This is a genomic window from Staphylococcus sp. HMSC036D05, from assembly GCF_001836225.1.
Lineage (GTDB): Bacteria > Bacillota > Bacilli > Staphylococcales > Staphylococcaceae > Staphylococcus > Staphylococcus caprae.
The window spans coordinates 410,422-437,216 of the sequence record NZ_KV827773.1 but is presented as its reverse complement, the minus strand read 5'-3'; the positions used below and the strand labels follow the sequence as shown (position 1 = coordinate 437,216).

Sequence of the window (26,795 nt, the reverse complement as noted above, 5' to 3'; positions counted from 1 at the left end):
TTGCTAAATTATATTTCTGTCCCACTCCCACCCTTATATCATTTATTTTCTATGTGTAACGGGGTTTATTTTTGATACCCTCTGCCTTTATTCATGATTTCTAGTACTTCTTTATGGCAACCAGGATTACTAATAATAAATGGCCCACCTTGTCCGAAATCAACTTCTCCACCATCTAAGCCTGTCATTTTCAAGCCAAGTTCTTTCGCAAATAAAAATTGAGCTGCAATGTCCCAAGGCTTAGGATTCGTGTTGATGTGTGCCCCAAATTGCCCCTTAATCACTCTTATTGAATCTAAGCCGCATGAGCCAATAATTCTATAACTAAATGACGATTGGAATAGATCTTTAATCGTTTCATCATTCAATACATGAGGGTTAAATGACAGTATCGCATCTGCAATTGATAAGGTTGGAGGAGGTAGTAACGGACTTTGATTTACATATGCACCTTCCCCAGCAATCGCTTTATAAAGTTTGCCATGAGGATAATCATATATATATGAAAGTTGTGGTGCTCCATCTACAAAATATCCTAAAATAATACAATAGTCTTCTTGTTGTTTTACCAAATTAGCTGTTCCATCAATTGGATCCATAATCCATAAATGCCCCTCATAAGGTTGAATATCATCATTATTCTTTTCTTCAGCTAACAATTGATGCGTTGGTAGTTCAGTTTTGAGAAACGCTTGAAAGTGATCTTGAATTTGCTTGTCTACATTTGTAACAAGATCGAATCTATCCTTTTTAGTATCTGTATGCATTTCTTCAATTAACTGAGGCAAAATATCATCTACAATATTTAACCAATTACAAATCAATTGATCTAGTTTTCTTAAATCTTCTGAAACCATTTTTCCACCACCAATTAAATATGTATATGAATCTCCCATAACCCTATATCACTTTTTAAGCAAGGTGATATTGATGAATTGCTCTTCGTTTTGCTTAAATATTATTTTATACGAAATTTACTATTATTTGGAATGGTATTTTGAATTTTATTTTTGAAAAAGAAAAATCGGCTAGTCACGAGCTAGCCGACAAATAGAAAGGAAAGTAAGTAATAAATATTGAAGATGTTTTGATGTAACTTGAACGATTACACAGCTATCTGTTACATAGCTCTACCCCTTTGTCTAATCGCTCCCCCTGTTACAAATAATATACTAACACAATGATTTTTAAATTGTAAGCGTTTTCCAAAAGAAAATTTAGTAATTTTACACTATAACGGTTGAAAAAAGCAGAAAATGTCATCATTGTCGCTTATATGTTATAATAAATGTAATATGTAATGTTTATGGAGGTGACTTTCATTGAATAAATTAGAACGACAAAACCGAATCATTCAGGCTATACAAAATTCTGATAAAATGACCGCTTCGCAACTCGCCAAAGAATTTAATGTTTCTAAAAGAACGATATTAAGAGATATTGATGATTTAGAAGAACAAGGTGTAAAGGTATATGCACAACACGGCAAGCTTGGTGGTTATCAAATTAAAGATGCCCAATCAAAAATTTCTTTATCATTAACTGAAAATCAATTGTCAGCGTTGTTTCTTACACTTAATGAAAGTCAATCTTATTCGACACTTCCTTACCAGTCAGAAATTCAATCTATTATTAAACAATGTTTAAATTTGCCTCAAACAAGATTAAGAAAACTATTAAAGAAAATGGATTACTATATCAAATTTGAAGAAAGCACTAATGTCACACTACCTCAGTTATTTTCAGATATTTTGATTTATTGTACTGAGCGTAATGTCATGCTCGTAGATTATTTGGAAAATGAGAGAATGCAAGCAGAAAATGTCATCTTTATAGGCTTATTATGCAAATATGGACAATGGAATGCTGTCATATTCGATATAGGCCGAGGGCATACACGCGAGCTACCGATTATGGACATTCAAGACATTTCTTATTCCTTTGAAAAGACCATTAAAACGCAAGATATTTCAATCGACAATTACCAGCAATTTTTAAACCCAGCCGACACTACAAATTAAAAAGTGTCAGCTGGGCTATAAATAAATTATTTATAAAAAATGGTCCATACTGTATATATAAATGAAACGAGATTATTTAACATATGTAAACCAATTGAAGCCGCTAAATTTCTCCCCGAAACCAAATAAACAAACACAAGAGACAATGCTAGAATAAAATATGCTCCAAATTCAAATGGCGATTTAGCATCAGTGACATGAATCAAAGTAAATGTTATCGCTGAGACAATCCCCATAACGATAAAATTAAATTTCTTCCCTAATTCTCCTATAATAATATGTCTGAATACTAATTCTTCAACTACTGGCCCTGCGATAACAATCATTAAAAATGCAAAAGGAATAAATGCATGTGTCTCAAACAATTGATCCAACGCCATTTCATTCTGTGTATCTGAATACTGCAAATGTTTAGGTAAGAATTGCATTAAATAATCATATAAATTTGATAATCCAAGTGCTATTAAAAATACGATAATAATGATAAACCAACGTTTTTTTAGATATGTTATCCCCTTCTTAAATCTTTCACCAAAAGTATGTATATGTAAAAAATAAAATACAAAAATAACAACCACATAAGCCATCAGTTGACCTAGTGTTCCTATCATAGCTAATTGTAACTCAGATATATGTCCTAAATAGAGCCACCCTAATGCTAAACCTGCATAGCTAAATATAAATAATCCAACAAGTGCTATAGGTATTAGATTTAAATCTCTCCACGCAATATCACTCCATTTATATTTTTTCTTTCTTTCATTCGCTTTCATTCACGTATCCCTTTCTTTTTACAAATTTATGTTCAAAATTAAATATTATTGGAGGTACTATGAATTATTTAGAAACCACACAACATATCAAACTGCAAATTGTAAATCTGCTCACTTTGAGTGAAACTGCTAAATATTATGCACTCATTCATCATAACAAATTTGAAGAAACTTTGAACGCATTTAATCAAAATGTTGAAACGGAACATCAATGGGTTGAAGATCATAAAGCTATCTTAGGCACCACTCCTGAATTTACTTCCTACTATGAGGTCATACAGCAATTACATAACCATCCCCTTTTGACAGTTACTCAAGGTGATATACTTTTTTATATCAATACGAAACAAATACTATTGTATGAACAACTTTTAAAATTAGATCATCAATATCAAGTAACTCCCCACAACATTTCAAATAAACATTAATCATTTACTCCACAAAATTGTACTTATTTTTATTTTATACTACTTAAGAAACAAAATACTTTAAATTTTATTGTTATATTATTTAAATTATACCTCAAATTGTAAACCTTTCTTAATAGCGTTATAATCGGTACTGATTAAGTAGTACAAAGGAGTGTTAGATGTGCTTGGCTTTTCAGTATATTTAGGTAAAGCATTAGATAGAGAATACATTCTAGATATGGCATCATTGGGATATCGCACGATTTTCACGTCTTTACAAATTCCTGAAGAAAGTAAGCACCATCAGTTGGCATATCTGGGAGAATTATGTCAGCTTTTATCTTCTTATGACATCACTTATATCATTGATGTTAATCCTTCTTTGCTTAATCAATCATTATACAGTTATTTAAATCAATTGCCTCATGGGGCTTTTACGATACGCATTGATGATCAATTGAATGTTGACCTTATTGATGAGGTACAAAGTCATGGATTCCAATGTTGCTTAAATGCAAGCACGATCACTCAAGAGATGTTGGAACGTATATATGAACATGATCATCAGAGACAATTAATTTACTGTCATAATTACTATCCACGACCTGACACAGGTCTTTCACGCTCTTTTATTGACAATAAAAATCAACTTATTCATGTCTACGATAAACATGCTAAAATATATGCCTTTATTCCAGGTACAGAATTAAGAGGTCCTCTTTTTAAAGGATTACCTACTATAGAATCACATCGCTCAGCACATCCATTAATTTCAGCTTATGAGTTACAGAACAGTGGTGTAGCTCACATTGTAATTGGTGATAGTGCTATAAGTATCGCTCTAGCACAGCAATTGTCTGATATGGTATTCAATCGTCACTTTACAATACATCTCAAAGATTTGGATGCTTCATTTTCAAAAAGAATTCTACGAACGCATACATCACGTATTGATGCACCCGAGCATCTTATTCGTTCTCAATATTCTCGAGCAAACAATGATGAAGATATTAAGCCAATCGGTACAAAACAACGAAATGTTGGAGACGTTACAGTAGATAATCAACTTAACGGGAGATATGAAGGGGAAATTCAAGTAGTGAAAACAATGCTTCAAGGGCATCCACATATTAACCGTATCGCTCGTATAAGCGATGATGACCTCCCATTGTTAACACTGATACAGCCTGGGGATACTTTCAAATTTATATACGAAGGAGAATGACAATGAAGCGTTTAACCACCGAAACACGAAATACTCAGACGATGCATTTAGATGAAATGGATATTCAAGATGCTTTAAGAACAATGAATCTGGAAGATCAAAATGTACCTAAAGCCATTGAATCGGTTCTTCCTCAATTAACACAAGTGATAGAAAGTGCCATTCAACGCTTTAATCATGGCGGTCGCATTATTTATATCGGTGCAGGTACAAGTGGTAGACTCGGCGTTTTAGATGCAGCTGAATGTGTGCCGACTTTTAATACACGTCCTGAGGAAGTCGTGGGTATTATCGCAGGTGGCCAAGAAGCAATGATGGTTGCAGTGGAAGGTGCTGAAGATAATATTGAACAAGGTGCACAAGATTTAAAGGATATTCATTTAAATGATAAAGACATTGTCATTGGTATTTCTGCGAGCGGTCGTACACCTTACGTTAAAGGCGCGCTCAACTTTGCAAATGACATTCAAGCTGATACAGTTGCCCTTTCATGTAATGCTCATAGCGAAATCAGTAAATATGCCAACCACGTCTTAGAGATAAATGTAGGCCCAGAAGTATTAACAGGCTCTACTCGATTGAAATCTGGCACCGCACAAAAGCTTGTATTGAATATGATTTCTACTATGACCATGATTGGTGTAGGAAAAGTATATGATAACTTAATGGTTGATTTGCGACCAACTAACAAGAAATTAGTCAACCGTTCTATCCGCATTATTCAAGATATTTGTGATTTAAGTGAACAAGATGCACAAAACTTGTATGATGAAGCGGGGCATCATATTAAAACTGCAGTTGTCATGCATTTATGTAATACGACTAAAAAAGACGCTAAATTGCGTTTAGAAAAGAGTAATGGAGTGATTAAGCAAGCCATCAACGCTTAAGGGAGGAATTTCCATGAGTAAAGAAGAACGTCTTGCTAAAGATATTACTCATGCAGTGGGCGGTATCAATAATATTGATGATATTATCCACTGTATGACACGTATTCGAATTAAAATTCATGATTACGATCAAGTCAATTACGATGAATTAAAAGGTATCGATGGTGTTTTAGGTGTCGTTGAGGACGAACGTCTTCAAGTCGTCGTTGGCCCTGGTATTGTGAACAAAGTCGCGAACTATATGGCTGACGAGAGCGGCGCACCATTAGGTAAAGATACTGCTAATTCTGAAAATAAAAGTTATAAAACACAAGCTGAAGAACGTGCTCGTGAAAATAAACAGAATTTTCAAAGTCATCGTAAACAAAGCAAATGGAACAAAGTTTTAAAGTCTATCGCTAACATTTTCATACCTTTAATCCCAGCATTTATTGGTGCCGGATTAATTGGTGGGATTGCAGCGATATTAAACAATTTATTAACCGCTGGTGCGATTTCTGGAGATTGGATCAAACAAGTTGTAGCAGTATTAAATGTCATCAAAGACGGTATGCTTGCATACTTAGCCATCTTCACAGGTATCAACGCAGCAAAAGTATTCGGCGCCACACCTGGACTAGGCGGTGTTATCGGTGGTGCGACATTACTTACAGGAATTACAGATGAGAATCCAATTAAAAATATCTTTACCGGAGAACATTTAGTTGCTGGTCAAGGCGGTATCATCGGTGTTATCTTTGCTGTTTGGCTACTCAGTTTAGTTGAAAAGAGATTACATAAAGTGGTCCCTAACTCAATTGATATTATTGTGACGCCAACGATTTCTCTATTAATAATTGGATTATTAACTATATTCATCATCATGCCACTCGCTGGATTTATCTCAGATGGACTTGTCCACGTGATTAATTGGGTGATTGGTGTAGGTGGCATATTTAGTGGTTTCATTATTGGTGCATTTTTCTTACCTCTCGTTATGTTAGGTTTGCACCATATTTTCACGCCAATTCATATTGAATTAATTAATAAAACGGGATCTACGTATTTATTACCTATTGCTGCAATGTCAGGTGCTGGTCAAGTGGGGGCTGCATTAGCGCTATGGGTAAGATGCCGTAAAAACCAAAAATTACGCAACACTTTAAAAGGTGCCCTTCCAGTTGGATTCTTGGGCATCGGCGAACCTTTAATCTACGGAGTGACATTGCCACTAGGTCGACCATTCTTTACTGCATGTATTGGTGGCGGTATTGGTGGCGCTGTAGTTGGAGGTATTGGTCATATCGGTGCTACTGCTGTGGGGCCTAGTGGTATCTCACTATTACCATTAATTGCAAATAATATGTACCTCGGTTATATTGCCGGCTTACTTGCTGCATATGCTGGAGGATTCATTTTCACTTATTTCTTTGGTACGACTAAGGAAATGAGAAATTCTGATCAAATGGGTGATTAAATTGCCAAACATTTTGAATGAAATTGACAACCAGTACCCCTACCTCACTAAAAATGAAAAAAAGATTGCTCAATTCATATTGAATTCACCTCATAAAGTGGTGAATATGAATTCACAAGATATAGCTGAAACTTTGAATACCAGTCCTTCATCGATTATTAGATTTAGTAAAAAAATTACTGAAGGCGGATTTCACGAATTAAAAATTGGTCTTTCAAAGTTTCTACCTAAAGAGGCGTCTGTGTATAATGTAGAACTTGTTGACAATGAAAACACTGACTCTCTTAAAAAGAAGATGCATTCACGGGCTAAAGGTGCACTTAATAATGCGAATGAAAAAATTGACGATAAGGTTATCGATCAGATATGCGACTTATTTAAACAAGCTGAGACGATTTTCATCTATGGTTATGGCGCATCATTTGTAGTAGCTACAGATTTATATCAAAAGTTGTCTCGCATCGGTTTAAATATTCAACTTGTACAAGAAACACACATCTTCACAACAATGTTAGCAACTCATAATGCTAAAGATTGTGTTGTGTTTATTACAAATAATGGTATGCAAAGTGAAATGCGTTCCATTGCTAAGGTTGTATCTGATTATCATATTCCTGTGGTGACAATCACAAGTACGTCAGATAACCCTGTTGCCAAGCGATCTGATATTATTTTATCTTATGGTCAAACGGATGAAAATGAAATGCGCATGGGTGCTACCACTTCTTTATTTGCACAAATGTTTACAATAGATGTACTTTATTATCGTTACATCGCATTGAATTACCAGTCATCATTAGATTTCATTACGCAATCTAAAATGGCTTTAGATAATTATCGAAAGCATTTATCAAATATTGAATTTAAACATTAGACAAATAGAAAAAGCGATTCGTCATACTTAAAATTTCTTAAGAGAAAATGTATGAACGAATCGCTTTTTCATTTTATTAATCAGACATTTATATTTTATTGACGTTCTTGCGTCATTCTAGCTTTCTTTGCATGTTGATCTTTTTTATTATAACGAATGAAATAATAAAGTGTCACAAAAGCTAAGAATACGATACCTATAACAACAGAGACAACTGTTTCTTTATTAAATAACATGCCTATGAGTACTAAAATCAAGAACGCAATTGTTAAGTAGTTCGCAAACGCGCCTCCTGGCATTTTGAAAGGATGCTGTTTCACTTCTTCAGGATGTAATTTTCTAAAGCGTAAATGACTAAATAAAATCATAAACCATGGAATCATACCAGGTAAGATTGAAGCACTATATACGTATACGAAAATACTATCTGCCCCTTTAATCAATAAAGGAAGAATAACATTTAATAAGGCTCCAATTAAAATACCAATTGAAACTGCTAATACTGTGTAGAATGGTACACCATTTTTCATTACTTTAGAGAAAATCTTAGGCATTTGACCATGTCTAGATAATGTATAAATCATACGACTGGCACTGAAGATACCAGAGTTACATCCTGATAATGCTGCTGTTAATACAACAAAGTTAATTAAACCAGCTGCAAATGTAATTCCAACTTTGGCAAATGTAGCTACAAATGGACTTCCGATATCCCCTAATTTGTCCCAAGGATAAACAGAAACGATGACAAAAATTGCACCAAGATAGAAGATTAAAATTCTCCAAATCACCCCATTGACTGCCTTAACAATATTCTTTTGAGGATTTTTAGTTTCACCTGCTGAAATACCAATAAGTTCAACACCTTGATATGAACCGATAACAATTGATAAGGCGAAGAAGAATCCAACAATACCATTTGGCATAAATCCACCGTGTGTCCATAAGTTAGAAATACCTACTGCATGTCCACCATTTCCAATTCCAAATAAGATAAGTCCAAAACCTGCAATAATCATTAAAATAATTGTAACGACTTTAATTAATGCAAACCAGAATTCAAATTCACCAAAGGCTTTAACTGAAACTAAGTTTGCTCCCATTAATAATGCAACTGCAACAATTCCCGGTATCCAGTTTGGTAAGTTTGGGAACCAATAGTTCATATACTCACCCACCGCGATAACCTCACTCATCCCTACAACTACCCATTGGAAGATATTACTCCATGCTGTCATATAACCTGCCGCTGGATGGATATAGTCACTTGCAAATGTTGCAAATGATCCTGTCGTAGGATTGATATAAATCATTTCCCCCATTGCTCTCATGATTAAGAATAAAAAGATGCCTGCAATTAGATATGCAAGAATAACTGATGGGCCAGTCCATTTAATAGTGCTAGTCGCACCCATGAAAAGACCGACACCGATTGTTCCACCAAGTGCAATCATTTGCATTTGACGTGCACTTAGTCCCCTTTGTAATTCATTATTTTCCATAATTTTACCCCATCTCTAAATCTAGATTATTATTTTAATGATAATCTTATTTTCGTAATTATACTACAAATTGACGAAATTGAAACAAAATTTTTACAATTTATTGAAATCGCTTACAAAACTATAATAGCAACCTTTTTGATTTTTGAAAATACCTATTTTGATTATTTTTCTGAAAATTAAATCTATTAAAGTGACTAAGCCTACAATCTGTTGGTCGATGAGATTGTTAAATATTTATTGCGTTTCAATGTGTTGATTTTAAAAATTGAACTTAATTAAGTTTTTATAAATAGCTTGAGGATATCACCTCATAAATGGTTTCATTCTAAATGACTGAGTGAGTGTGATATACTTTCTTTAAATAGTTAAAGGAGATTGATTATGGATAAAGCACTTATACAACGTGCAATCAAAGTTGCTTTGATTTTTATGATTGTGTTTTTCTTACTAAATTACTTTACTATGAAGCATTCTGATTTAATGCATGTTGTGGGTCGTACGCTTTTAGCAACACTGGCTTTCTTCATCATTTATATAGTGGCTTTTACAATCTTAAGTTCTGATGAACGTAAAATGATTTACGGTACTACCCTTCCAATATCATTAGTCATTTGCTTACTTATTGGAACATTTTTCTTTACAACGCAAATTGGCGTGATAAGTGGCTTAATTATTGGAATCGTAGCAGGAATCATATGGGAACTGATTAAGAGAAGAAAAAATGGAGGTCATTTGTCATGACAATTATTATTGGCGTTGTGATTTTAATATTATTAATCATCAGCTTAGTACCTAATTATCAAGCGATGAAATTAGCTAAAAATCAAGGTCAAAAATCTACTCGATATACTATAATGGTGGGAATTGATTTAGTTTTAATTGTACTCATACTCGTCACGTTAATTCTAAAATTAACCACATAATCTAAAGTATGTTTAAGTTAGTTACATACTCAATATCAAATTCAAATTAATAGCACTAAGATCATTTCTTTATAAGATACACCTTAAAAGTTGGACTAAAAAATCTAACTTAAGTGCGGTCTGTAAGTAAAAGAAGTGTCTTAGAGCTTATTTCATATCGCTATTTTGTTTATCTAGGAATAACTAAACGTTTTATCTTATCTTCTAAGTTATTTTATAGTCTCCCCTGTAATAGAAGAAAGTAGCCTATCGTTGCAATGATAAGGTAAACGATAGAACCAATGATAAATGATCTAAGTTGAACACGAAATGGTGTTCTTTTATTAAATATAGGTCCTAATACGAGGTTCCCTATGGCTAAGATGATAGGTCCTGCTATAAAGAATAGTATGGTATAACCCACGTCATGTACCTCCTATTTATTTTCAAATAATTGCGTCACGATATCTTCAAGTGACATGTCCTTACCAACATAATTCACGGTTGAAAAGTCTTGATGCGCAGTCATCACATTTGTATTAACGACAACATCTAATCCTGCCATCATAGCAGCTGTAGCCCCGTTCACTGAGTCTTCAATTGCTAAACAAACAGTTGGATTATAGTTTAATTGCTGGACAGCTGTTAAATAAGGTTCTGGGTCAGGCTTAACGTTCTCAACATCTTCCCTACCTACGATCACATCAATATAGTCGTCTAAACCTAACTTTTTAAACGTTGGCAATATATCTTCTCTATAACTACTCGTTGCAATTGCCATCGGAATATGTCGTTGTTTGAGATAGTTCATTAACGCTTTAATCGTGTCGATGATAGGTAAATCTCCACTGGTTTCATGATGTTCCTGATAAATTTTCTCTTTCTTATCTATACCGATCTCAGTTTCTAAGTGATTATGTAAATCTGTAGCTGCACCACCTATTGATTGTCTATAGAAATCAATAGAAATCGGTTCGACTTTATGAAACTTAAGATGTTTATTAATTGTCTCAAATAAATGACGTTCTGTATCAATAATAGTTCCATCAAAGTCAAAGATCACTGCTCTATACATCTTGTTTTCTCCTTTTTTAATCACTGTTATTACACATACTAACACAAACAACGCCTACTGTTACTAGATGAACTGTAGACGTTGTTTTCAAAATTAAATCACTTGCCTTAATACAATGATTTCAAATATTATCATAGGAAGTCATTTATCTCAATATGTTTTCAGAATATTCATTAAATTAAGCGGTAAAAACTCTATTTTTTATAAATTTTGTTAAGAAAAGATTACAAAAGAATAAATTTTAACTTCGTTCAAAAGTCTTAGTGAATATACAAAAAAAGAGTGGTACAATCTATTTAAACGGACAACGTACGCTTTTGTTTTACGCTAGTTTGATACCTATATAAAGAATGTTAAAGATTGGGAGGTCATAACATGTTGATTGATAAATTTGAAACCTACATTATCAATATTGCAGGTTTGAAATCTCGCTCAACGCGAAAAAAATTAACTCATTTGTGTAAAGAAATAAAATTCTGTGAGTCATTACAATTTTCTATATTCAAACAAAATAACATGTATGCTTTAGAGGTGAGCCTACCTAAGCAACAATTACCTTATTTAATTAGTTTTTTAAGCTTCCATAATTATTCTATTTATCAAATTTTATCTCCTAAGCATGTCGATGAACTTCTTGATTCTGAACATCTTTATCAATCAGCCAAACGATTTGATTTAGCTATCGACGGATTACAAGACCCTTTTATTAAAGATAAAGTGATTGATATCATGAATATGTTTGCTAATCATCATGATGTTAACTATACATTAAATAATAATTGTGCGAGTGTGTTATGTGCTCCTGAGGTGTTCACGCAATTACTTCATACTATTGCAACACGTAATATTGATATTTTATCTGCAAGTTATCGTGCTAAGATGTTGCATAAAGCACGTATTTCATAAATGTACCATCCAGTGAATAGTCACTGGATTTTTTAATATAAACAATCATTTTTGGACATAATACCTCAAAAAATAATAGCAGTAAGATGATTTCAATTACGAATCTTCTTACTGCTACTTTTATATTCAAAACTCACTAATCATTACTTTTCATCAAAAACTAAGTGTTCAAATGCTTCTCGTACTTGTGGTACGGTCATACCCACAACAACTTGGACATTTTTGCCACTCTTCACTAAGCCGTGTGCCATTTGGTCATGAGTAAAGTAACCACTATCTTCTACTTTAGATTCATCATTTACTGTTAAACGTAAACGTGTGGTACAGTTCGTCACATCTTTAATATTTTCTTTTCCACCTAAACCTTCTAGGTAATAGTATGCTTTCGCTTCATATTCATTACTAGGTTCAAAACCTGAATTGTCAGTATTACCTTCACCCTTTTTCTCTTTATAATCTTTTTTAGAGAAAAGTTTAACTTCTTCTTCAGCACGACGACCTGGCAATGGAATATCGAATTTTAAGATCAAGAATCTAAATACAAAGAAGTAAATTCCTGAGAATATTAAACCAATCACAACTTGTGCAACATATGTCATCCAGTGATTTTGACCTAATGGAATCCAGTTTGTAGCAATAAAGTCTAATAATCCTCCGCCCATATTACCTACAACACCAAAGCCATACATGATTGTATCCATTGTAGCAGCTAATAATGCGTGAATGACAAATAAATATGGTGCGATAAATAAGAATGTAAATTCTAAAGGTTCTGTAATACCAACCACTACTGCAGTTAACGTAGCAGGAATTAACAATGCTGCTACTTTTTTGCGGTTTGCTTTAGGCGTCGTAGAATACATTGCTAAAGCAATACCGATAGCTCCAAAGACTTTACCATTACCTTGCAACATAAAGCCATAATGGAATTGATCTTTTAAAGGTTTGCTACTTTCTGCAAATTGGTTTAAGTGTCTAAACCATTCTGCTTTTAATCCATCTTTTGCAACGACAGGACCAACTTCAATTGGTGCGTAAATAAAGTGATGCAATCCTGTTGGGATTAATACACGTTCTAAGAAATGATACAACCAAACACCAATATAACCTGATCCAATAATGAAATGTTGTACAGATTCAATACCATTTTGAATCGTTGGCCATACAACGCAAGTAATTGCAGCAATCGGTAACATAACAAAGAATGAAATTGTTACAACAAATGTTAAGCCTTGGAATACACCTAACATCTCAGGCAATTTCTTACTATAATATCTATTATGTATCCATGTCACAATTGCTGAAATAATGATAGCACCCAAGATGTTCGTATCTAACGTTTCAATTCCTGCAATTGCTTTTAAACCAGTGACATTTTCTACACCTTTTTTAAGATTTGCGCCAAAGGTATGTGGCCATTGCGTTAAAATTGCATTAATAAATGTGTTGAACATCAAATAACCCATTAATGCGGCTAAACCAGCATGACCAGGAGCCTTTTTCGCTAAAGATAAAGGCAAACCAACAACGAATACAATTTCCATATGATTAAAGATAACCCAGCCACCAGATTCAATGACTGACCAGAATTTAAACCAGAATGTATGTTGATCTGCAAGTCCACCCATAATTGTTGGATTTTTGAAAAGTGTTGCAAAACCGAGTACGATACCGAAAAATGCAAACATTAATACTGGAACAATCATCGCACTACCAAAACGTTTAATTGCGTTCATAATTAAAACCTCCACATCCCATATGATTGTTTCACTTTAACTCCCTCTATCATCTTTTAATGGTGAAACTTTATAAAAATAAATAACTTAATTTCAATATATAGTAAACGCTTACATTACTACAATGACGTTGACGGATTTTGAAACTATTTTGTATAATCAGATTATATTTTCATTGTGCGGAAATTTTTTCAATAAATAATATTGAGGTGTTGAGATGATATTAGATGAACGTGTAAATTCTAATTTCGATAATTTAAATGATAACGATATACAAATCGCACATTATGTAAATACACATATCGAAGACTGTAAAAATATGAAAATTCAAGATTTAGCTATACATACGCATGCTTCTAATGCGACGATTCATCGTTTCACACGTAAGTTAGGATTTGATGGTTATAGTGACTTTAAATCCTTTTTAAAATTTGAAAATGAAAAGAAAAATCAACTCCCCTCTGATTTAATTGAACAATTCAAACAAGAAATTGAGAACACCTTTAGTTATCTCGATCGTGTAGATTATCATTTATTAACGAGCAAAATGCACGAAGCGACAACAATCTATTTATATGGTACTGGTCGTGCTCAAATGAATGTGGCAGAAGAAGCGCAACGTATTTTACTGACCATGCACAAAAATATCATTCTTCTTCACGATATTCATGAATTAAAAATGGTTTTAAATAAAACTGTTCCCAAAGATTTGTTCTTTATTATTTCATTATCTGGGAAAACTTATCAGTTAACAGAAGTAACACAACTACTTCAATTAAGACAAAAGTATTTCATTTCCGTCACGACAATGAAGGATAATTCCTTGGCACAACAAGCAAATTATAATGTTTATGTATCTAGTAATACGTTTTACTTAAATGATGGTACAGATTACTCAAGTTTTATCAGTTATCATATCTTTTTCGAAACACTTTTAAGAAAATATAATGAACGCAAAGAGAAAAATGAATTAACATAAAAAAATCGCAAGCAATCGTAGTAAGGTCAACATGCTTACTACTTTAATGCTTGCGATTTTATTAAGTATGACTTTGTTGTTCTTCACGTTCTTCTAGAACATTTTGCATCTGATCAATCATTAATTCAAATCCATGTGCTGTTGAATCATGATATTCTTTTTTCTTTTGTTTATACTCCAATGTAGTTAAACGTCTTTCTTTCTCAACTAATGAGCGATAGTAGAAGAGCATTTGAGTGCCACCATTTTCACGTTCGAAGAATTCCACTTCGATAATATCCTCTTCTTCACTCAATCCTGGCATGCCAATTGTCATCTTCACATACTCATCTAACACTAGTTCCTTGTATGTACCTTCAATCACATTTTGTTTGCCATTTCTACGGTCTACAATTCGATACTGTCCGCCTTCTTGAATATCCGCTTCAAAAGATTGATTTGTACGTTGCGTAGTCATAAACCATTGTTTGAGAAGCTCTTCTTTCGTCCACGCTTCATACACTACTTCTGGAGTAAATTTTAATAATCGTTCGATGTCGATTTCTACGTGTTCATTCTCTACATTATATTTTGCCACTATCTTTCACCTACTTTCACTCTTAATTCTATTCTAACGTATTTAAGCTGTGTCACAAACTATGAATGCTCTTAATATTAAAAAGAAGCTAAAAACGACTGAGCACTTTTAGCCTCCTTCAATTTTGCTATTTACTTTTTGGATTTATGGTCCAGTCGTGGGACCCTCAAAATAATCGCTACTAAGCCACATACGCCAAGTAAAATCGGATAGATACTGTATGGAACAAGTAAAAATGGAGATATACCTGCTACGCCAGCTGCTGAAATCACTTGAGGACTATACGGTAATAATCCTTGGAAACAACCACCAAAAATATCTAGTATACTTGCCGATTTCCTAGGATCAACATCATATTCATCTGCAATATTTTTAGCTAACGGTCCTGCCATAATAATAGAAATCGTATTATTAGCAGTAGAAATATCAGCCGCACTCACTAAACTAGCAATGCCTAATTCAGCACCACGTTTTGATTTCACTTTAGAACGGACGAATTGTAGTAACCAATCTATACCGCCATTGTGTTGAATAATACCTACGAGTCCACCTATGAGTAAAGCTATCATTGCAATATCTTCCATACCAATAATCCCTTTAGATACAGCACTAAGTAGCCCTTTCCAACCGAATGAGCCATCTATTAATCCAATCACACCTGCTAACGCTGTACCGCCGATTAATACAATAATGACGTTGACCCCTATGAGCGCAAGAATTAATACTAATAAGTATGGAATGACTTTGAATAAGTTATAGTCATAATTTTTAGCATGATCAATTGAAATACCATTAGTTAATAAGAACAGGATAATAATTGTCAGGATTGCTCCAGGCAAGACAATTTTAAAATTAACTCTAAATTTATCACTCATTTTAGTTCTTTGGGTCCTAACAGCAGCAATCGTTGTATCTGAAATCATTGAAAGGTTATCTCCAAACATTGCACCACCAACAACTGTGGCCATCGCTAAAGCTGCAGGCACATCCGTGGCTTGAGCAAATCCAAAACCTACTGGCGCAATGGCAGCTACTGTACCCACAGACGTTCCCATTGAAATAGACACAAACATACATATCACAAATAATCCTACTATGATTAAATTCTGTGGGATAAGTGATAATCCTAAGTTAACTGTGGATGTGACACCGCCCATTTTTTCTGCTGTAGTTGAAAAGGCACCCGCTAAAATGAAGATCAACATCATCAAAATAATATTCGAATGTCCAGCACCCTTTGTAAATACTTCTACCTTCTTAGCGAAGGATTCCTTTCTATTCATAAGTAAGGCAACAATTACTGTAATTGTAATCGCTACATTTAAAGGCATCGTTGTGAAATCGCCAGAAACGATTCCCACGCCTAGAAATAGTAATACAAATAGAAGTAATGGGAGTAGCGCCCATGCGTTACCTTTCTTTATTTTCTCCATTATTCAACCTACTTTCCATAAAAATAGGAGCGAAACAGAAATCTGATTCTCAAAGAACGATTTCGGCATCCCGCTCCCATCTTGTAATGCTTGTAGAACTTCATTAATGAAATTCTCTATCTTGAGACTTGGCGCCAAGGATCATTAAGATTGTAAGTCATTGTATACGATACAACATTGCAGAAACTTCTTTGTCCAGCTCTCAACTTATCTTGATAAGCTACGCGAATTGTGTCTAACATTACAAGATTATAGTTACAACGTCAATACTTAAAATACATAGCTTTTTAAAAATTATTCTTCAATACGCGTAGTAAAATATTTTTCATAAATTGATAAAGCAATAGCGACTAAAATTAATAATGCTATTGATACGCCAAATAAAATCCACCATTTTAAATACAAACTCAAAATGATAAGTAAAATACTCATTACCGTTGTGATAATTGAAGTTATTTTAAATGTTTTTTCAGCGCGATGTGACACAACCTTATAGTCAGCCATGCTCGTATCGTTTACATATTTTTCTTGCTCCCCTTTTTTATCATCAATAATTTTAAGTTTATATTCTAGGTAAAGTGTAATTAAACCAGTCAATAACACTATAAAAAATACAGTAGGAAAGGTAATATGTCTTAAAATCACCCATGAAAATATACCCAAATAAACGATAGCGGCTATCGCTCCTAATATACGATCAATAATGGGGTGAAGCCAAATCATGCCCTTTGTTATATTTTCATTAACTAAATAAAGATTGACTAAAACGTTATATATACAAAGTACAAGAAACATTGAAATCGTAATAATTGGATTATAATTAAATATTATAATACTACCTATTCCTATAGTTAATAATATGTAAGGTAAAAATCTAATTAAGAATGTTCTCACGCAGTATCACCTTGTTCTTTTTATTTGCCCATCATCTTACTTAGAACCATTATCCTTACATACATGGTACATGAAATCATCTGCGTTTATCAAATCGCTTCCATTCGCTTCAATTGAGGAAAATGCCACACTTTCTACTCAAAACAAACTGGCACCTCTATCAAAGTAAAAAAGCTCCTAAAATGAATTTTAAATTCTTCATTTTAGGAACTCGAATGACATTGTTGAATGATAATTTAATAAAAACGGTGTCCGTAACCTTTTAGTCGATTTGTGTACCGCCAGTGACACCAAACACTTGTCCTGTAGTATAGCTAGAATCCTCTGAAGCTAGCAATACATATGTGCCTGAGAGCTCTACGGGTTGACCTGCACGTCCAAGAGGTGTTTGTTGGCCAAATTGAGGTATAGCACTTTGTGGTTGTCCGCCTGTAATTTGAAGTGGTGACCAGAATGGACCAGGTGCCACACAGTTTACTCTAATTCCTTTTGCGCCAAGTTCTTCTGAAAAACTTTTCGTTAATGAAATAATAGCAGCCTTTGATGCAGCGTAATCATGTAGTATCGGACTCGGGTTATAACCTTGGACGGATGACGTTGTAGTAATTGATGCGCCTGGTTTTAAGTATTCTAAAGCTTTTTGAACAGTCCAGAACACAGGATAAACATTCGTTTCAAACGTTTCCGCAAATGCTTCTGTATTAAACCCATGGATATCATCATGATATTGTTGATGGCCCGCAACTAAAGTAACATTGTCTAAACCACCTAATTTAATATAAGCTGTTTCAACCATATCGTAGTTAAATTGTTCATCTCTTAAATCACCAGGAATAAGGATAGCTGTTTGTCCAACACCCTCAATCACTTGTTTCACTTCTTGTGCATCATCTTCTTCACTAGGTAAATAGTTAATAGCGACATCTGCGCCTTCTTTGGCATAGGCTATTGCAGCAGCGCGTCCGATTGCAGAATCACCACCAGTGACTAACATCTTATAACCTTTTAATCTCCCATGCCCTTCATAGGATGTTTCTCCGCAGTCTGGTTGTGGCGTCATCTTGGATTGTAATCCTGGTAACGCTTGCTCTTGTTTTTCATAATCCGTCGTTTTAAATTTGTTTCTAGGATCTTGTGCTGACATCAATCATCATCTCCTAATTGTAGTTTCTATTATTTATACCCACAATTTCTCATTATTTAATCATATTTTATTTTCGGAAAATGAATTTAACAGCACGAATTTATCACAAAAACAATATTTGAAATCAATCATTACCCCTTTAACAATTTCTGCACAAGTTTCACAAAGTATGTTGGTACTTTTTCAAGGATACGTTCATCAGGATCATATTTAGGATGATGTAAATCGTACTTACTATTTGAACCAATGAACGCAAAAACACCAGGATAATCTTTCGTGTAACCTGAGAAATCTTCTCCGATAGTGAGCGGTTCTGTCATCATATGAACGTGATACCCTACTTCTTTAGCAACTTCTATCGCTTGGTCTGTTAAGTTCTCATCGTTGACGACAGCACCTGGTAACTGTGTATAGGTCAATTCCATTTCAACATTAAATGCTTGGGACAACCCTTCAGAAATTTCGTGCATACGCTGTTCTATATATTGGCGTTTTTCAGCATCAAATGTACGCACCGTACCTTGAATATACGCTTGGTCAGCAATCACATTCCAAGTATTACCACAAGATACTTCACCTATTGTTATGACTGCACTATCAAATGCTGATAAATTACGGCTTACAATCGATTGTAAACTATTTATCAACTGACCTACTACGATAACTGGATCATTACCTTGTTCAGGTTTCGCAGCATGTGCGCCCTTTCCTTGAATATGAAATTCAAAACGATCTACTGCTGACGTTGTCACACCACTTTTGATTGCAAATTCTCCAATATCTAGAGTTGGATAATTATGATAACCTAGCACCGCTTTCACACCTTCAAGTGCCCCCGTTTGACTTAGTTTAATAGCACCATCGCCTAATTCTTCCGAAGCTTGGAAAAGTATTCTCACACGTCCATTCAATTCACTTTCTATCGCTTTAAGTTGTGTTGCAACAGCTAATATACTCGCCATATGAATATCATGCCCACATGCGTGCATGACACCTTCATTAGTCGAAGTAAATTCATGCTCCACTTGTTCCGTTATAGGTAAGGCATCAATATCAGTTCTCACAGCTACCATGGGTTCTCCTTGTCCTATCTCAGCAACTAAACCTGTCTCTAAAGGTAAATCCAAAATCGAAATATGATAACTTTCTAATATTCGTTTTAAACGTTTTGTTGTTTCAAACTCTTTTTTGGAGAGCTCTGGATATTGATGAAATGTACGTCTCCAATTGACATAATCTGAATAATTGGCCATCTTTGATTCAACCCCTTCTTTTCGAAAATGACTGTAAAACAAATATAAAATAGAACCTGAAATGACCGAGTTCTAATAAACGGTCTTTACATTTCGAATATTTCGAATTTTCTTAAATTATATACATAGCATTTCTAATAAGAAAAGTTTAATCGTTACGTTATTGAAAAATATTCACTACATACTTTTATTTTCATCAAATATTTTAGTAATATTTTTATCTGAAAGCTTTATTGATATAGAACGAGCCCCTAAAACGAATGTACGTCAATTCATTTTAAGGGCTCCTTGATTAAGTTTAATTTCCTAGTGCATTTGTGATTCAGACATCAACTAATCTAATTTAAATTCATTATCAACAATAACCTTGCCATCTTTGATCACTTTTTGAGCGTGATTAATACCAAAATGATATGGAATATATTCATGGTTAGGTGCATCCCAAATGACGATATTTGCTTTGTCACCTTCATTAATCGTACCTGCATCAGCATCAATAGCTTTTGCAGCATTCACTGTCACAGCGTTCCATACTTCATTAGGAGATAATTTTAATTTTAAAGCTGCAATAGCCATGGCAAGTTGTAAGTTATTTGTTACACTACTACCTGGATTATAATCAGTTGCCACTGCAATCGCGCCGCCATTATTAATCATGCCACGTGCATCAGCATAATCATTCTTATCTAAATAGAATGTCGTAGCTGGTAATAACACAGCCACTGTATCACTATTTTTTAATTTGGCTTTACCTTCTTCACTAGATGCTACTAAGTGATCTGCAGAAATAGCATCCTCATCAATTGCCAATTCTAAACCACCTAATGGATCAATTTCATCGGCATGAATTTTAACTTTAAATCCAGCTTCTTTAGCTTTTTCCATATAACGCTTAGATTCTTCCACTGAGAATACTCCCGTTTCACAGAAAATATCTGCAAAGTCAGCATATTTTCTAACTTCAGGAAGTAATTCAATCATTTCTTCTAAGAATGCTTCATTCGATTCAGCTTCTTCTGGCACCGCATGAGGCCCTAAGAAAGTATGTTTGATATCCAAATTATATTTATCAGCTAATTGATTAGACACTCGTAATTGTTTCAATTCATTATCTTTATCTAAACCATATCCACTTTTACTTTCTATCGTAAGCACACCATGTTTAATCATAGTTAATAAATCATGCTCTGCTTTTTTGAAAAGGTCTTCCTCACTAATTTCTCGTGTAGATTTAACAGTTGAAAGAATGCCTCCACCAGACTCAAGAATTTCTAAATATGATTTACCTTGACGTTTGAGAGACATTTCATGCTCACGTGAACCGCCAAATATAAAGTGCGTATGTGCGTCAACAAGCGCAGGTGAAACAACCTTACCAGTAGCATCAATTGTTTCATTTGCTTCATATTCATCTGTATGAGGGCCAGAATAAACGACTTTGCCATCTTTAACGACAACCGTTCCATTTTCAACAACTTCTAATTCATCTAACTCTCTACCTTTTAAAGGTTTGTCAGTAGATTTAGGTAAAATCAATTCTTGAATATTTTGGATAATTAAATCATTCATTATTTATCACCTGCTTCATCAATCATTGGAATTTTGACACCTTTTTCTTTAGCTGTTTGAATCGCAATATCATAACCTGCATCAACGTGTCTTGCTACTCCCATACCCGGATCTGTAGTAAGTACTCGTCCTAATCTTCTCTCCGCACGTTCTGATCCATCAGCCACAACAACCATACCGGCATGTAGTGAATAGCCCATACCTACACCGCCACCGTGGTGGAATGAAATCCAAGAACCGCCAGCTGCAGTATTAATTAATGCGTTTAATACAGCCCAGTCACCAACTGCATCACTGCCATCTTTCATACCTTCAGTTTCTCGGTTTGGACTAGCGACTGAACCAGAGTCTAAATGGTCACGTCCAATAACGATTGGGGCAGATATTTCACCGTCACGTACAAGTTTGTTTAGAGCTAACCCCATTTTTGCACGTTCTCCATAACCTAACCATGCAATTCTAGATGGCAATCCTTGATAAGATATTTTTTCTTCCGCTAAATCTAACCATCTTAACAATTTTTCGTTTTCTGGGAATAACTTTCTCATTTCTTCGTCAGCACGTTCAATGTCTTTTGGATCACCACTTAATGCTGCAAAGCGGAAAGGCCCTTTACCTTCACAGAATAACGGACGAATATACGCTGGAACGAACCCAGGAAAATCGAACGCATTTTCAACACCATTATTATAGGCAACTTGGCGAATGTTGTTACCATAGTCGAAAGCTACAGCACCATTTTTTTGGAACTCTAACATGAGTTCAACATGTTTAGCCATTGAAGCCTCAGCTAATTCAACGTATTTTTTAGGATTTTCTTTACGTAATTGTTTTGCTTCTTCCACTGAATAACCTTGTGGCACATAACCATTCAATGGATCATGCGCACTTGTTTGGTCAGTAATGATATCTATTTTAAAACCTTTGTCTAAAATTGCTTTATGAACATCTACAGCATTTCCTACTAAGCCAATGGATAATGCTTCCCCTTTATCTTTAGCTTCTTGTGCCATTTTCAATGCTTCGTCTAAATCTGTAGATTTAACATCACAATAATTAGTTTCAACACGTTTATCAACACGTGTTTCATCTACATCTACACAGATGGCAACACCATTATTCATCGTAACTGCTAGTGGTTGTGCGCCACCCATGCCGCCTAAACCAGCAGTTAATGTAATAGTCCCTGTTAAATCGCTATTGTATTCTTGTTTAGCAAGTTCAGCGAATGTTTCATAAGTTCCTTGAACAATACCTTGAGAACCGATATAAATCCAACTTCCTGCAGTCATTTGTCCATACATGATTAAGCCTTTTTTATCGAGTTCATTAAAGTGATCCCAATTTGCCCATTCAGGAACTAACACAGAGTTTGAAATTAATACACGTGGTGCTTCTTCATGAGTTTTAAACACTGCAACTGGTTTACCAGATTGAACTAACATAGTTTCATCTGCTTCTAAATCGCGTAATGTGTTTTCAATTGCTTCGAATGCTTTCCAGTTACGAGCAGCTTTACCAATCCCACCATAAACAACTAATTCTTCAGGATGTTCAGCAACTTCAGAATCTAAGTTGTTATATAACATTCTTAATACCGCTTCTTGTTCCCAACCTTTACACTCAATGTCTAACCCTTTTTTAGCGTGAATTTCTCTCATGTCAATCTCTCCCATCTGATTATTGTTTACATGCATTTTCAAATTGATTGTTATTCATTTTTTCTAAAAACAAATTTCTTTTGTGATTGAATATTATAAAATAGGGAAAAGAGTACTAAAATTAATTAAATTATTCAAAATATTCAATGCGTTAAACGACTTAACACAGCAAATATTTTGTAATTACAGTATAATAGTCTGAGATATAGACAACAAATATAAATAAACTAATCATTTATAACTTAAAACTATAAATACGGGGTGCTTTACATGAAAATCATTCAGCTAGAATATTTTTTGGCTATAGTTAAATACAATAGTTTTACAAAAGCTTCTAACTTTTTACATATTAGTCAACCTTCATTGACCGCTACAATTAAAAAAATGGAAGCAGATTTAGGTTATGACTTATTTATGAGGACTACAAAAGATATCAAAATCACCGAAAAAGGCATTCAGTTTTATAAGTATGCGACACAATTAGTTCAGGAATATCGTTCCACTGTTGAAAAGATGTATGATTTAAACATTACATCAGAACCAAGAATTAAAATGGGCATATTGGAGTCTACAAGTCAGTGGATAGCTAAAGTTACACAGCTACATCATAAAAATTTTCCAGATCAACAATATCGTATGTATGAAGTTCACGATAGAAGCGATTCTATTGATCAGTTACTTAATTTCGATGTACATTTTGCGCTAACCAATGAAAAAATTAATCACGAAGATATTGCGTCTATCCCTCTATATGAAGAACCATATGTTTTACTCACCCCTAAAAATGAATTTCCAAATCAAAAGACAATTAAAATAGAAAATCTGCCTCTCATTATGCCAAATAAAAATTCGCAAGTACGCAAGCATCTAGACGATTATTTTAATAGAAGAAATGAATTTCCAAATATTGTAGTGGAAACAGATCGTTTTGAATCTGCTACAAACTTTGTGCATTTAAATCTCGGTTATGCAATTGTGCCTCGCTTTTATTATCAGTCTTATTTTGCCAAGAATTTAGATAGTATAAAAATACGTCCTAACTTAGGACGCAAGATTTTTATTAATTATTTAAAAAAACGTAAACATTCAGAACAAGTCATGTCTTTAATACAACAATGTTTAGATTACTGGGATATATAAGAAACACCTGTAAAAGTGGGAATCATCATCCTAACTTTTACAGGTGTTTTATTTATAATTAACGTAGTCAATTTGCTTACATTTTCAAAGCGTTAAATTAAGAAGTGATGTACTAAGTTTGCTACAAGTTTCGCAGTGCGATTGTCTAAATCATATTGAGGATTCATTTCAGCAATACTGATTGAAGCAACCTTCTCACTTGGTATAATACGTTTAGCTAATTCAAATACAGTGTGAGGATAGATACCTAGTACAGCTGGTGCACTTACCCCTGGCGCAAAGGCGCTATCGACAACATCCATACAAACGGTAAACATAATAATGTCGTGATCATGAATAAAATGTTCTATCATATCTTTAATCGGGGGAGAAACTTGGTTTAATAATTCATCAGCATAAACATATTGAACATGTTTCTCTTTAGCATAATCAAATAATCCTTGAGTATTACCACCTTGTGATATACCTAATACCATGTAATCAGCGTTATCATCTTGCTCTAATATTTGTCTAAAGCTTGTGCCTGAAGTAGACTCACCTTCATCACGTGTATCAAAGTGGGCATCAATATTGATGACGCCAATAGATTCGTTAGGGTAAACCTTACGCGTAGCTAAGTATTGTGCATAAGCAATATCGTGTCCGCCACCAAGTAAAAATGTTTGCTTATGATTTTGAATAGATTTAGCAGCTAACTCTGCATATTCTTTTTGAGTATCAATCAGGGCGTCGTGATCATGCTCAACATTGCCATAATCAACAAGTTCTTCACATTGATTTAAATCTGGCAAACCTGCAAATGCCTTTTTAATCGCATTCGGGCCTTCTTTTGCACCTACACGTCCTTTATTTAATTCGACGCCTTTATCAACAGCATACCCTAATATACCTACCCCTTTTCGTGTCCCAGATTTTTCAACTTTCGATAAATCACCAAATTTTACAGTTTGAAAGTGTCTAAATTGTTTTACATCTGTTTCACTATCTAGACGACCTGTCCATAAATCACGTTCAGCAAGTCTATACATGATACTTCCCCCTTGATTTGTTAATCACAATAGTTAAATAAAGTATAACTATTGGTGTATTTGAATTCAACGCTTGTAATATTTTGATACCCTGAAAAGAAAATATTTAATTACGATTAGCTAACAAAATGATTCAAGACTATTACATTTTGATGATAATTAAAATAGACAATTTAAACATCTCCTTGTAAGATGTATAATTGTAAATAAAATAAATTTAGCTTGTTACCTAATGGAGGTTACATAAAATGAAGAACTCTCGAATTTCTGGGTTTCAATGGGCTATGATGGTCTTTGTCTTCTTTGTTATAACAATGGCCTTAGCCGTTATACTTAGAGATTTCCAAGTATCCATTGGAGTTAAACGATTTGTTTTTGACATCAAAGATTTAGCACCTTTAATAGCATCAATTGTATGTATTTTAGTATTTAAGTATAAAAAAGAACAATTAGCAGGGTTAAAGTTTTCATTCAGTTTAAAGGTTATTGAACGAATTATTTTAGCGCTTATCTTACCATTAATTATTCTTATGATTGGTATGTATAGCTTTAATACTTTTGCTGATAGTTTCATCTTATTACAAACATCAGATTTATCAGTATCATTAATTACAATATTAATTGGTCATATTTTAATGGCTTTTGTTACTGAATTTGGTTTCCGTTCATACTTACAAAATATTCTTGAAACAAAGATGAACACTTTCTTTGCAAGTATTGTTGTAGGTATTATTTATTCAATCTTTACTGCTAATACTACATACGGTCTGGAATATGCTGGTTACCATTTCTTATATACATTTGCGTTCTCAATGATTATCGGTGAATTAATCAGAGCTACTCAAGGACGTACCATTTACATTGCTACAGTCTTCCATGCTGCGATGACATTTGCATTAGTATTCTTATTTAGTGAGGAAACTGGCGATCTTTTCTCGATGAAAGTCATTGCGATCTCAACAACTCTTGTAGGTGTTGTCTTCATCGTGTTAAGTTTAATCATTCGTGCTATTGTTTATAAAACAACAAAGCAAAGTTTAGAAGAAGTTGAACCTAACAACTATTTAGACCATACTGAAGAGGATGACTTCGGAGGCGTGAACAATCGTTCCAAAGAAGCTGACTCTGAAAAGGAAAATGTTGAGAAACCAAAAGATGAATCACACTCAGCAGTTGATTCTGAACAAACGCATACTGACAACTCAGATTTAAAGGATAGTGCGTCTTACACAGAAGACCGTCATTCATCTGTAGTTAGCGATGTGAAAGATGAAATCAACGAAGCAGAAGAACAAACTACCGAAGATTCAACTAAAAAAGAATAACAAAACCTATAAAAAGAAC

The 26,795-nt window shown here is 34.0% G+C and carries 26 protein-coding genes; 12 read left to right on the top strand and 14 right to left on the bottom strand.

What is annotated here, in order from left to right:
* Positions 1 to 65 precede the first annotated feature (65 nt).
* Positions 66 to 857, bottom strand: a complete 792-nt coding sequence (locus HMPREF2580_RS02585; RefSeq protein WP_037541802.1) for an inositol monophosphatase family protein — start codon at positions 855 to 857, stop codon at positions 66 to 68.
* A 465-nt stretch (positions 858 to 1,322) separates the two neighbouring features.
* On the opposite strand from HMPREF2580_RS02585, the gene HMPREF2580_RS02580 reads away from it, so the two are divergent.
* Entirely contained in the window at positions 1,323 to 2,021 is a 699-nt protein-coding gene (locus HMPREF2580_RS02580) for a helix-turn-helix transcriptional regulator (protein ID WP_002443877.1), read from the top strand.
* A gap of 26 nt (positions 2,022 to 2,047) precedes the next feature.
* Here HMPREF2580_RS02580 and HMPREF2580_RS02575 read toward each other — a convergent pair whose 3' ends face one another.
* Entirely contained in the window at positions 2,048 to 2,794 is a 747-nt protein-coding gene (locus HMPREF2580_RS02575) for a CPBP family intramembrane glutamic endopeptidase (RefSeq protein ID WP_070830305.1), read from the bottom strand.
* Between the two features lie 59 nt (positions 2,795 to 2,853).
* On the opposite strand from HMPREF2580_RS02575, the gene HMPREF2580_RS02570 reads away from it, so the two are divergent.
* The 5 genes from HMPREF2580_RS02570 (at position 2,854) to HMPREF2580_RS02550 (ending at position 7,649) form a co-directional block, all read left to right on the top strand.
* Complete coding sequence (locus tag HMPREF2580_RS02570; RefSeq protein ID WP_070830304.1) at positions 2,854 to 3,222, top strand: hypothetical protein; 369 nt, start codon at positions 2,854 to 2,856, stop codon at positions 3,220 to 3,222.
* Between the two features lie 163 nt (positions 3,223 to 3,385).
* Complete coding sequence (locus tag HMPREF2580_RS02565) at positions 3,386 to 4,429, top strand: MupG family TIM beta-alpha barrel fold protein (RefSeq protein WP_070830303.1); 1,044 nt, start codon at positions 3,386 to 3,388, stop codon at positions 4,427 to 4,429.
* A 2-nt stretch (positions 4,430 to 4,431) separates the two neighbouring features.
* Positions 4,432 to 5,319 carry an N-acetylmuramic acid 6-phosphate etherase gene (murQ, locus tag HMPREF2580_RS02560; protein ID WP_070830302.1) on the top strand — a complete coding sequence of 296 codons (888 nt, stop codon included), beginning with the start codon at positions 4,432 to 4,434 and terminating at the stop codon, positions 5,317 to 5,319.
* A 13-nt stretch (positions 5,320 to 5,332) separates the two neighbouring features.
* The gene (locus HMPREF2580_RS02555) at positions 5,333 to 6,775 is read left to right on the top strand and encodes a PTS transporter subunit EIIC (protein WP_070830301.1); all 1,443 of its coding nucleotides are present in this window, start codon (positions 5,333 to 5,335) and stop codon (positions 6,773 to 6,775) included.
* Between the two features lies 1 nt (position 6,776).
* Positions 6,777 to 7,649, top strand: coding sequence for a MurR/RpiR family transcriptional regulator (locus HMPREF2580_RS02550; RefSeq protein WP_070830300.1), 873 nt, complete (start codon positions 6,777 to 6,779; stop codon positions 7,647 to 7,649).
* Positions 7,650 to 7,744: 95 nt separating this feature from the next.
* On the opposite strand, the gene HMPREF2580_RS02545 is transcribed toward HMPREF2580_RS02550, so the two are convergent.
* On the bottom strand, positions 7,745 to 9,151 hold the full coding sequence (locus HMPREF2580_RS02545) for an amino acid permease (protein WP_002443891.1): 1,407 nt from the start codon (positions 9,149 to 9,151) through the stop codon (positions 7,745 to 7,747).
* 384 nt (positions 9,152 to 9,535) lie between these two features.
* Here HMPREF2580_RS02545 and HMPREF2580_RS02540 point away from each other — a divergent pair, with 384 nt between their 5' ends.
* On the top strand, positions 9,536 to 9,895 hold the full coding sequence (locus HMPREF2580_RS02540) for a hypothetical protein (RefSeq protein ID WP_044466799.1): 360 nt from the start codon (positions 9,536 to 9,538) through the stop codon (positions 9,893 to 9,895).
* Positions 9,892 to 10,077, top strand: coding sequence for a hypothetical protein (locus tag HMPREF2580_RS02535; RefSeq protein ID WP_002443895.1), 186 nt, complete (start codon positions 9,892 to 9,894; stop codon positions 10,075 to 10,077). Before HMPREF2580_RS02540 ends, HMPREF2580_RS02535 begins: the two co-directional genes overlap by 4 nt.
* Positions 10,078 to 10,291: 214 nt before the next feature.
* Here the strand turns inward: HMPREF2580_RS02535 and HMPREF2580_RS02530 are convergent, their stop codons facing one another.
* Together HMPREF2580_RS02530 and HMPREF2580_RS02525 are read right to left on the bottom strand one after the other, a co-directional pair.
* Positions 10,292 to 10,480, bottom strand: coding sequence for a hypothetical protein (locus HMPREF2580_RS02530; RefSeq protein ID WP_070830299.1), 189 nt, complete (start codon positions 10,478 to 10,480; stop codon positions 10,292 to 10,294).
* Between the two features lie 12 nt (positions 10,481 to 10,492).
* Positions 10,493 to 11,131 (bottom strand): HAD family hydrolase, encoded by a 639-nt coding sequence (locus HMPREF2580_RS02525; RefSeq protein ID WP_070830298.1) that lies wholly within the window; start codon positions 11,129 to 11,131, stop codon positions 10,493 to 10,495.
* A gap of 375 nt (positions 11,132 to 11,506) precedes the next feature.
* Here HMPREF2580_RS02525 and HMPREF2580_RS02520 point away from each other — a divergent pair, with 375 nt between their 5' ends.
* On the top strand, positions 11,507 to 12,037 hold the full coding sequence (locus HMPREF2580_RS02520; protein ID WP_002443898.1) for a hypothetical protein: 531 nt from the start codon (positions 11,507 to 11,509) through the stop codon (positions 12,035 to 12,037).
* A 143-nt stretch (positions 12,038 to 12,180) separates the two neighbouring features.
* Here HMPREF2580_RS02520 and HMPREF2580_RS02515 read toward each other — a convergent pair whose 3' ends face one another.
* Entirely contained in the window at positions 12,181 to 13,773 is a 1,593-nt protein-coding gene (locus HMPREF2580_RS02515; RefSeq protein ID WP_070830297.1) for an alpha-glucoside-specific PTS transporter subunit IIBC, read from the bottom strand.
* 217 nt (positions 13,774 to 13,990) lie between these two features.
* On the opposite strand from HMPREF2580_RS02515, the gene HMPREF2580_RS02510 reads away from it, so the two are divergent.
* On the top strand, positions 13,991 to 14,752 hold the full coding sequence (locus HMPREF2580_RS02510) for a MurR/RpiR family transcriptional regulator (protein WP_070830296.1): 762 nt from the start codon (positions 13,991 to 13,993) through the stop codon (positions 14,750 to 14,752).
* A gap of 61 nt (positions 14,753 to 14,813) precedes the next feature.
* Here the strand turns inward: HMPREF2580_RS02510 and HMPREF2580_RS02505 are convergent, their stop codons facing one another.
* The 7 genes from HMPREF2580_RS02505 to hutU form a co-directional block, all read right to left on the bottom strand.
* Positions 14,814 to 15,329 (bottom strand): SRPBCC family protein, encoded by a 516-nt coding sequence (locus HMPREF2580_RS02505; RefSeq protein ID WP_002443901.1) that lies wholly within the window; start codon positions 15,327 to 15,329, stop codon positions 14,814 to 14,816.
* A 131-nt stretch (positions 15,330 to 15,460) separates the two neighbouring features.
* Positions 15,461 to 16,762: a Na+/H+ antiporter NhaC family protein gene (locus HMPREF2580_RS02500; RefSeq protein WP_002443902.1), complete on the bottom strand. Its 1,302-nt coding sequence runs from the start codon at positions 16,760 to 16,762 to the stop codon at positions 15,461 to 15,463.
* 294 nt (positions 16,763 to 17,056) lie between these two features.
* Entirely contained in the window at positions 17,057 to 17,656 is a 600-nt protein-coding gene (locus tag HMPREF2580_RS02495; RefSeq protein ID WP_256326369.1) for a hypothetical protein, read from the bottom strand.
* A 262-nt stretch (positions 17,657 to 17,918) separates the two neighbouring features.
* The gene (locus tag HMPREF2580_RS02490) at positions 17,919 to 18,800 is read right to left on the bottom strand and encodes an SDR family oxidoreductase (RefSeq protein WP_070830295.1); all 882 of its coding nucleotides are present in this window, start codon (positions 18,798 to 18,800) and stop codon (positions 17,919 to 17,921) included.
* 131 nt (positions 18,801 to 18,931) lie between these two features.
* The gene (locus HMPREF2580_RS02485; protein ID WP_070830294.1) at positions 18,932 to 20,053 is read right to left on the bottom strand and encodes an amidohydrolase; all 1,122 of its coding nucleotides are present in this window, start codon (positions 20,051 to 20,053) and stop codon (positions 18,932 to 18,934) included.
* A 333-nt stretch (positions 20,054 to 20,386) separates the two neighbouring features.
* Positions 20,387 to 21,622, bottom strand: coding sequence for an imidazolonepropionase (hutI, locus tag HMPREF2580_RS02480; RefSeq protein ID WP_070830293.1), 1,236 nt, complete (start codon positions 21,620 to 21,622; stop codon positions 20,387 to 20,389).
* Positions 21,622 to 23,283, bottom strand: a complete 1,662-nt coding sequence (hutU, locus tag HMPREF2580_RS02475) for a urocanate hydratase (protein WP_070830292.1) — start codon at positions 23,281 to 23,283, stop codon at positions 21,622 to 21,624. The genes hutI and hutU overlap by 1 nt, the downstream gene beginning before the upstream one ends.
* 270 nt (positions 23,284 to 23,553) lie before the next feature.
* Here hutU and HMPREF2580_RS02470 point away from each other — a divergent pair, with 270 nt between their 5' ends.
* Positions 23,554 to 24,423, top strand: coding sequence for a LysR family transcriptional regulator (locus HMPREF2580_RS02470; RefSeq protein ID WP_070830291.1), 870 nt, complete (start codon positions 23,554 to 23,556; stop codon positions 24,421 to 24,423).
* A 92-nt stretch (positions 24,424 to 24,515) separates the two neighbouring features.
* Here HMPREF2580_RS02470 and hutG read toward each other — a convergent pair whose 3' ends face one another.
* Positions 24,516 to 25,451: a formimidoylglutamase gene (hutG, locus tag HMPREF2580_RS02465; RefSeq protein WP_002443915.1), complete on the bottom strand. Its 936-nt coding sequence runs from the start codon at positions 25,449 to 25,451 to the stop codon at positions 24,516 to 24,518.
* 248 nt (positions 25,452 to 25,699) lie between these two features.
* Here hutG and HMPREF2580_RS02460 point away from each other — a divergent pair, with 248 nt between their 5' ends.
* On the top strand, positions 25,700 to 26,776 hold the full coding sequence (locus tag HMPREF2580_RS02460) for a peptidoglycan release complex CPBP-like subunit SdpC (RefSeq protein ID WP_070830290.1): 1,077 nt from the start codon (positions 25,700 to 25,702) through the stop codon (positions 26,774 to 26,776).
* Positions 26,777 to 26,795: the final 19 nt, after the last annotated feature.

Bases quoted from the DNA above. Each gene is read 5' to 3' on its own strand.
- HMPREF2580_RS02515 (WP_070830297.1), bottom strand. From the start codon at position 13,773: ATGAACGCAATTAAACGTTTTGGTAGTGCGATGATTGTTCCAGTATTA.
- hutG (WP_002443915.1), bottom strand. From the start codon at position 25,451: ATGTATAGACTTGCTGAACGTGATTTATGGACAGGTCGTCTAGATAGT.
- HMPREF2580_RS02575 (WP_070830305.1), bottom strand. From the start codon at position 2,794: ATGAAAGCGAATGAAAGAAAGAAAAAATATAAATGGAGTGATATTGCG.
- HMPREF2580_RS02520 (WP_002443898.1), top strand. From the start codon at position 11,507: ATGTTGATTGATAAATTTGAAACCTACATTATCAATATTGCAGGTTTG.
- HMPREF2580_RS02555 (WP_070830301.1), top strand. From the start codon at position 5,333: ATGAGTAAAGAAGAACGTCTTGCTAAAGATATTACTCATGCAGTGGGC.
- HMPREF2580_RS02535 (WP_002443895.1), top strand. From the start codon at position 9,892: ATGACAATTATTATTGGCGTTGTGATTTTAATATTATTAATCATCAGC.
- hutU (WP_070830292.1), bottom strand. From the start codon at position 23,283: ATGAGAGAAATTCACGCTAAAAAAGGGTTAGACATTGAGTGTAAAGGT.
- HMPREF2580_RS02470 (WP_070830291.1), top strand. From the start codon at position 23,554: ATGAAAATCATTCAGCTAGAATATTTTTTGGCTATAGTTAAATACAAT.
- HMPREF2580_RS02510 (WP_070830296.1), top strand. From the start codon at position 13,991: ATGATATTAGATGAACGTGTAAATTCTAATTTCGATAATTTAAATGAT.
- HMPREF2580_RS02490 (WP_070830295.1), bottom strand. From the start codon at position 18,800: ATGTCAGCACAAGATCCTAGAAACAAATTTAAAACGACGGATTATGAA.
- HMPREF2580_RS02460 (WP_070830290.1), top strand. From the start codon at position 25,700: ATGAAGAACTCTCGAATTTCTGGGTTTCAATGGGCTATGATGGTCTTT.
- hutI (WP_070830293.1), bottom strand. From the start codon at position 21,622: ATGAATGATTTAATTATCCAAAATATTCAAGAATTGATTTTACCTAAA.
- HMPREF2580_RS02525 (WP_070830298.1), bottom strand. From the start codon at position 11,131: ATGTATAGAGCAGTGATCTTTGACTTTGATGGAACTATTATTGATACA.
- murQ (WP_070830302.1), top strand. From the start codon at position 4,432: ATGAAGCGTTTAACCACCGAAACACGAAATACTCAGACGATGCATTTA.
- HMPREF2580_RS02570 (WP_070830304.1), top strand. From the start codon at position 2,854: ATGAATTATTTAGAAACCACACAACATATCAAACTGCAAATTGTAAAT.
- HMPREF2580_RS02485 (WP_070830294.1), bottom strand. From the start codon at position 20,053: ATGGCCAATTATTCAGATTATGTCAATTGGAGACGTACATTTCATCAA.
- HMPREF2580_RS02585 (WP_037541802.1), bottom strand. From the start codon at position 857: ATGGTTTCAGAAGATTTAAGAAAACTAGATCAATTGATTTGTAATTGG.
- HMPREF2580_RS02540 (WP_044466799.1), top strand. From the start codon at position 9,536: ATGGATAAAGCACTTATACAACGTGCAATCAAAGTTGCTTTGATTTTT.
- HMPREF2580_RS02545 (WP_002443891.1), bottom strand. From the start codon at position 9,151: ATGGAAAATAATGAATTACAAAGGGGACTAAGTGCACGTCAAATGCAA.
- HMPREF2580_RS02500 (WP_002443902.1), bottom strand. From the start codon at position 16,762: ATGGAGAAAATAAAGAAAGGTAACGCATGGGCGCTACTCCCATTACTT.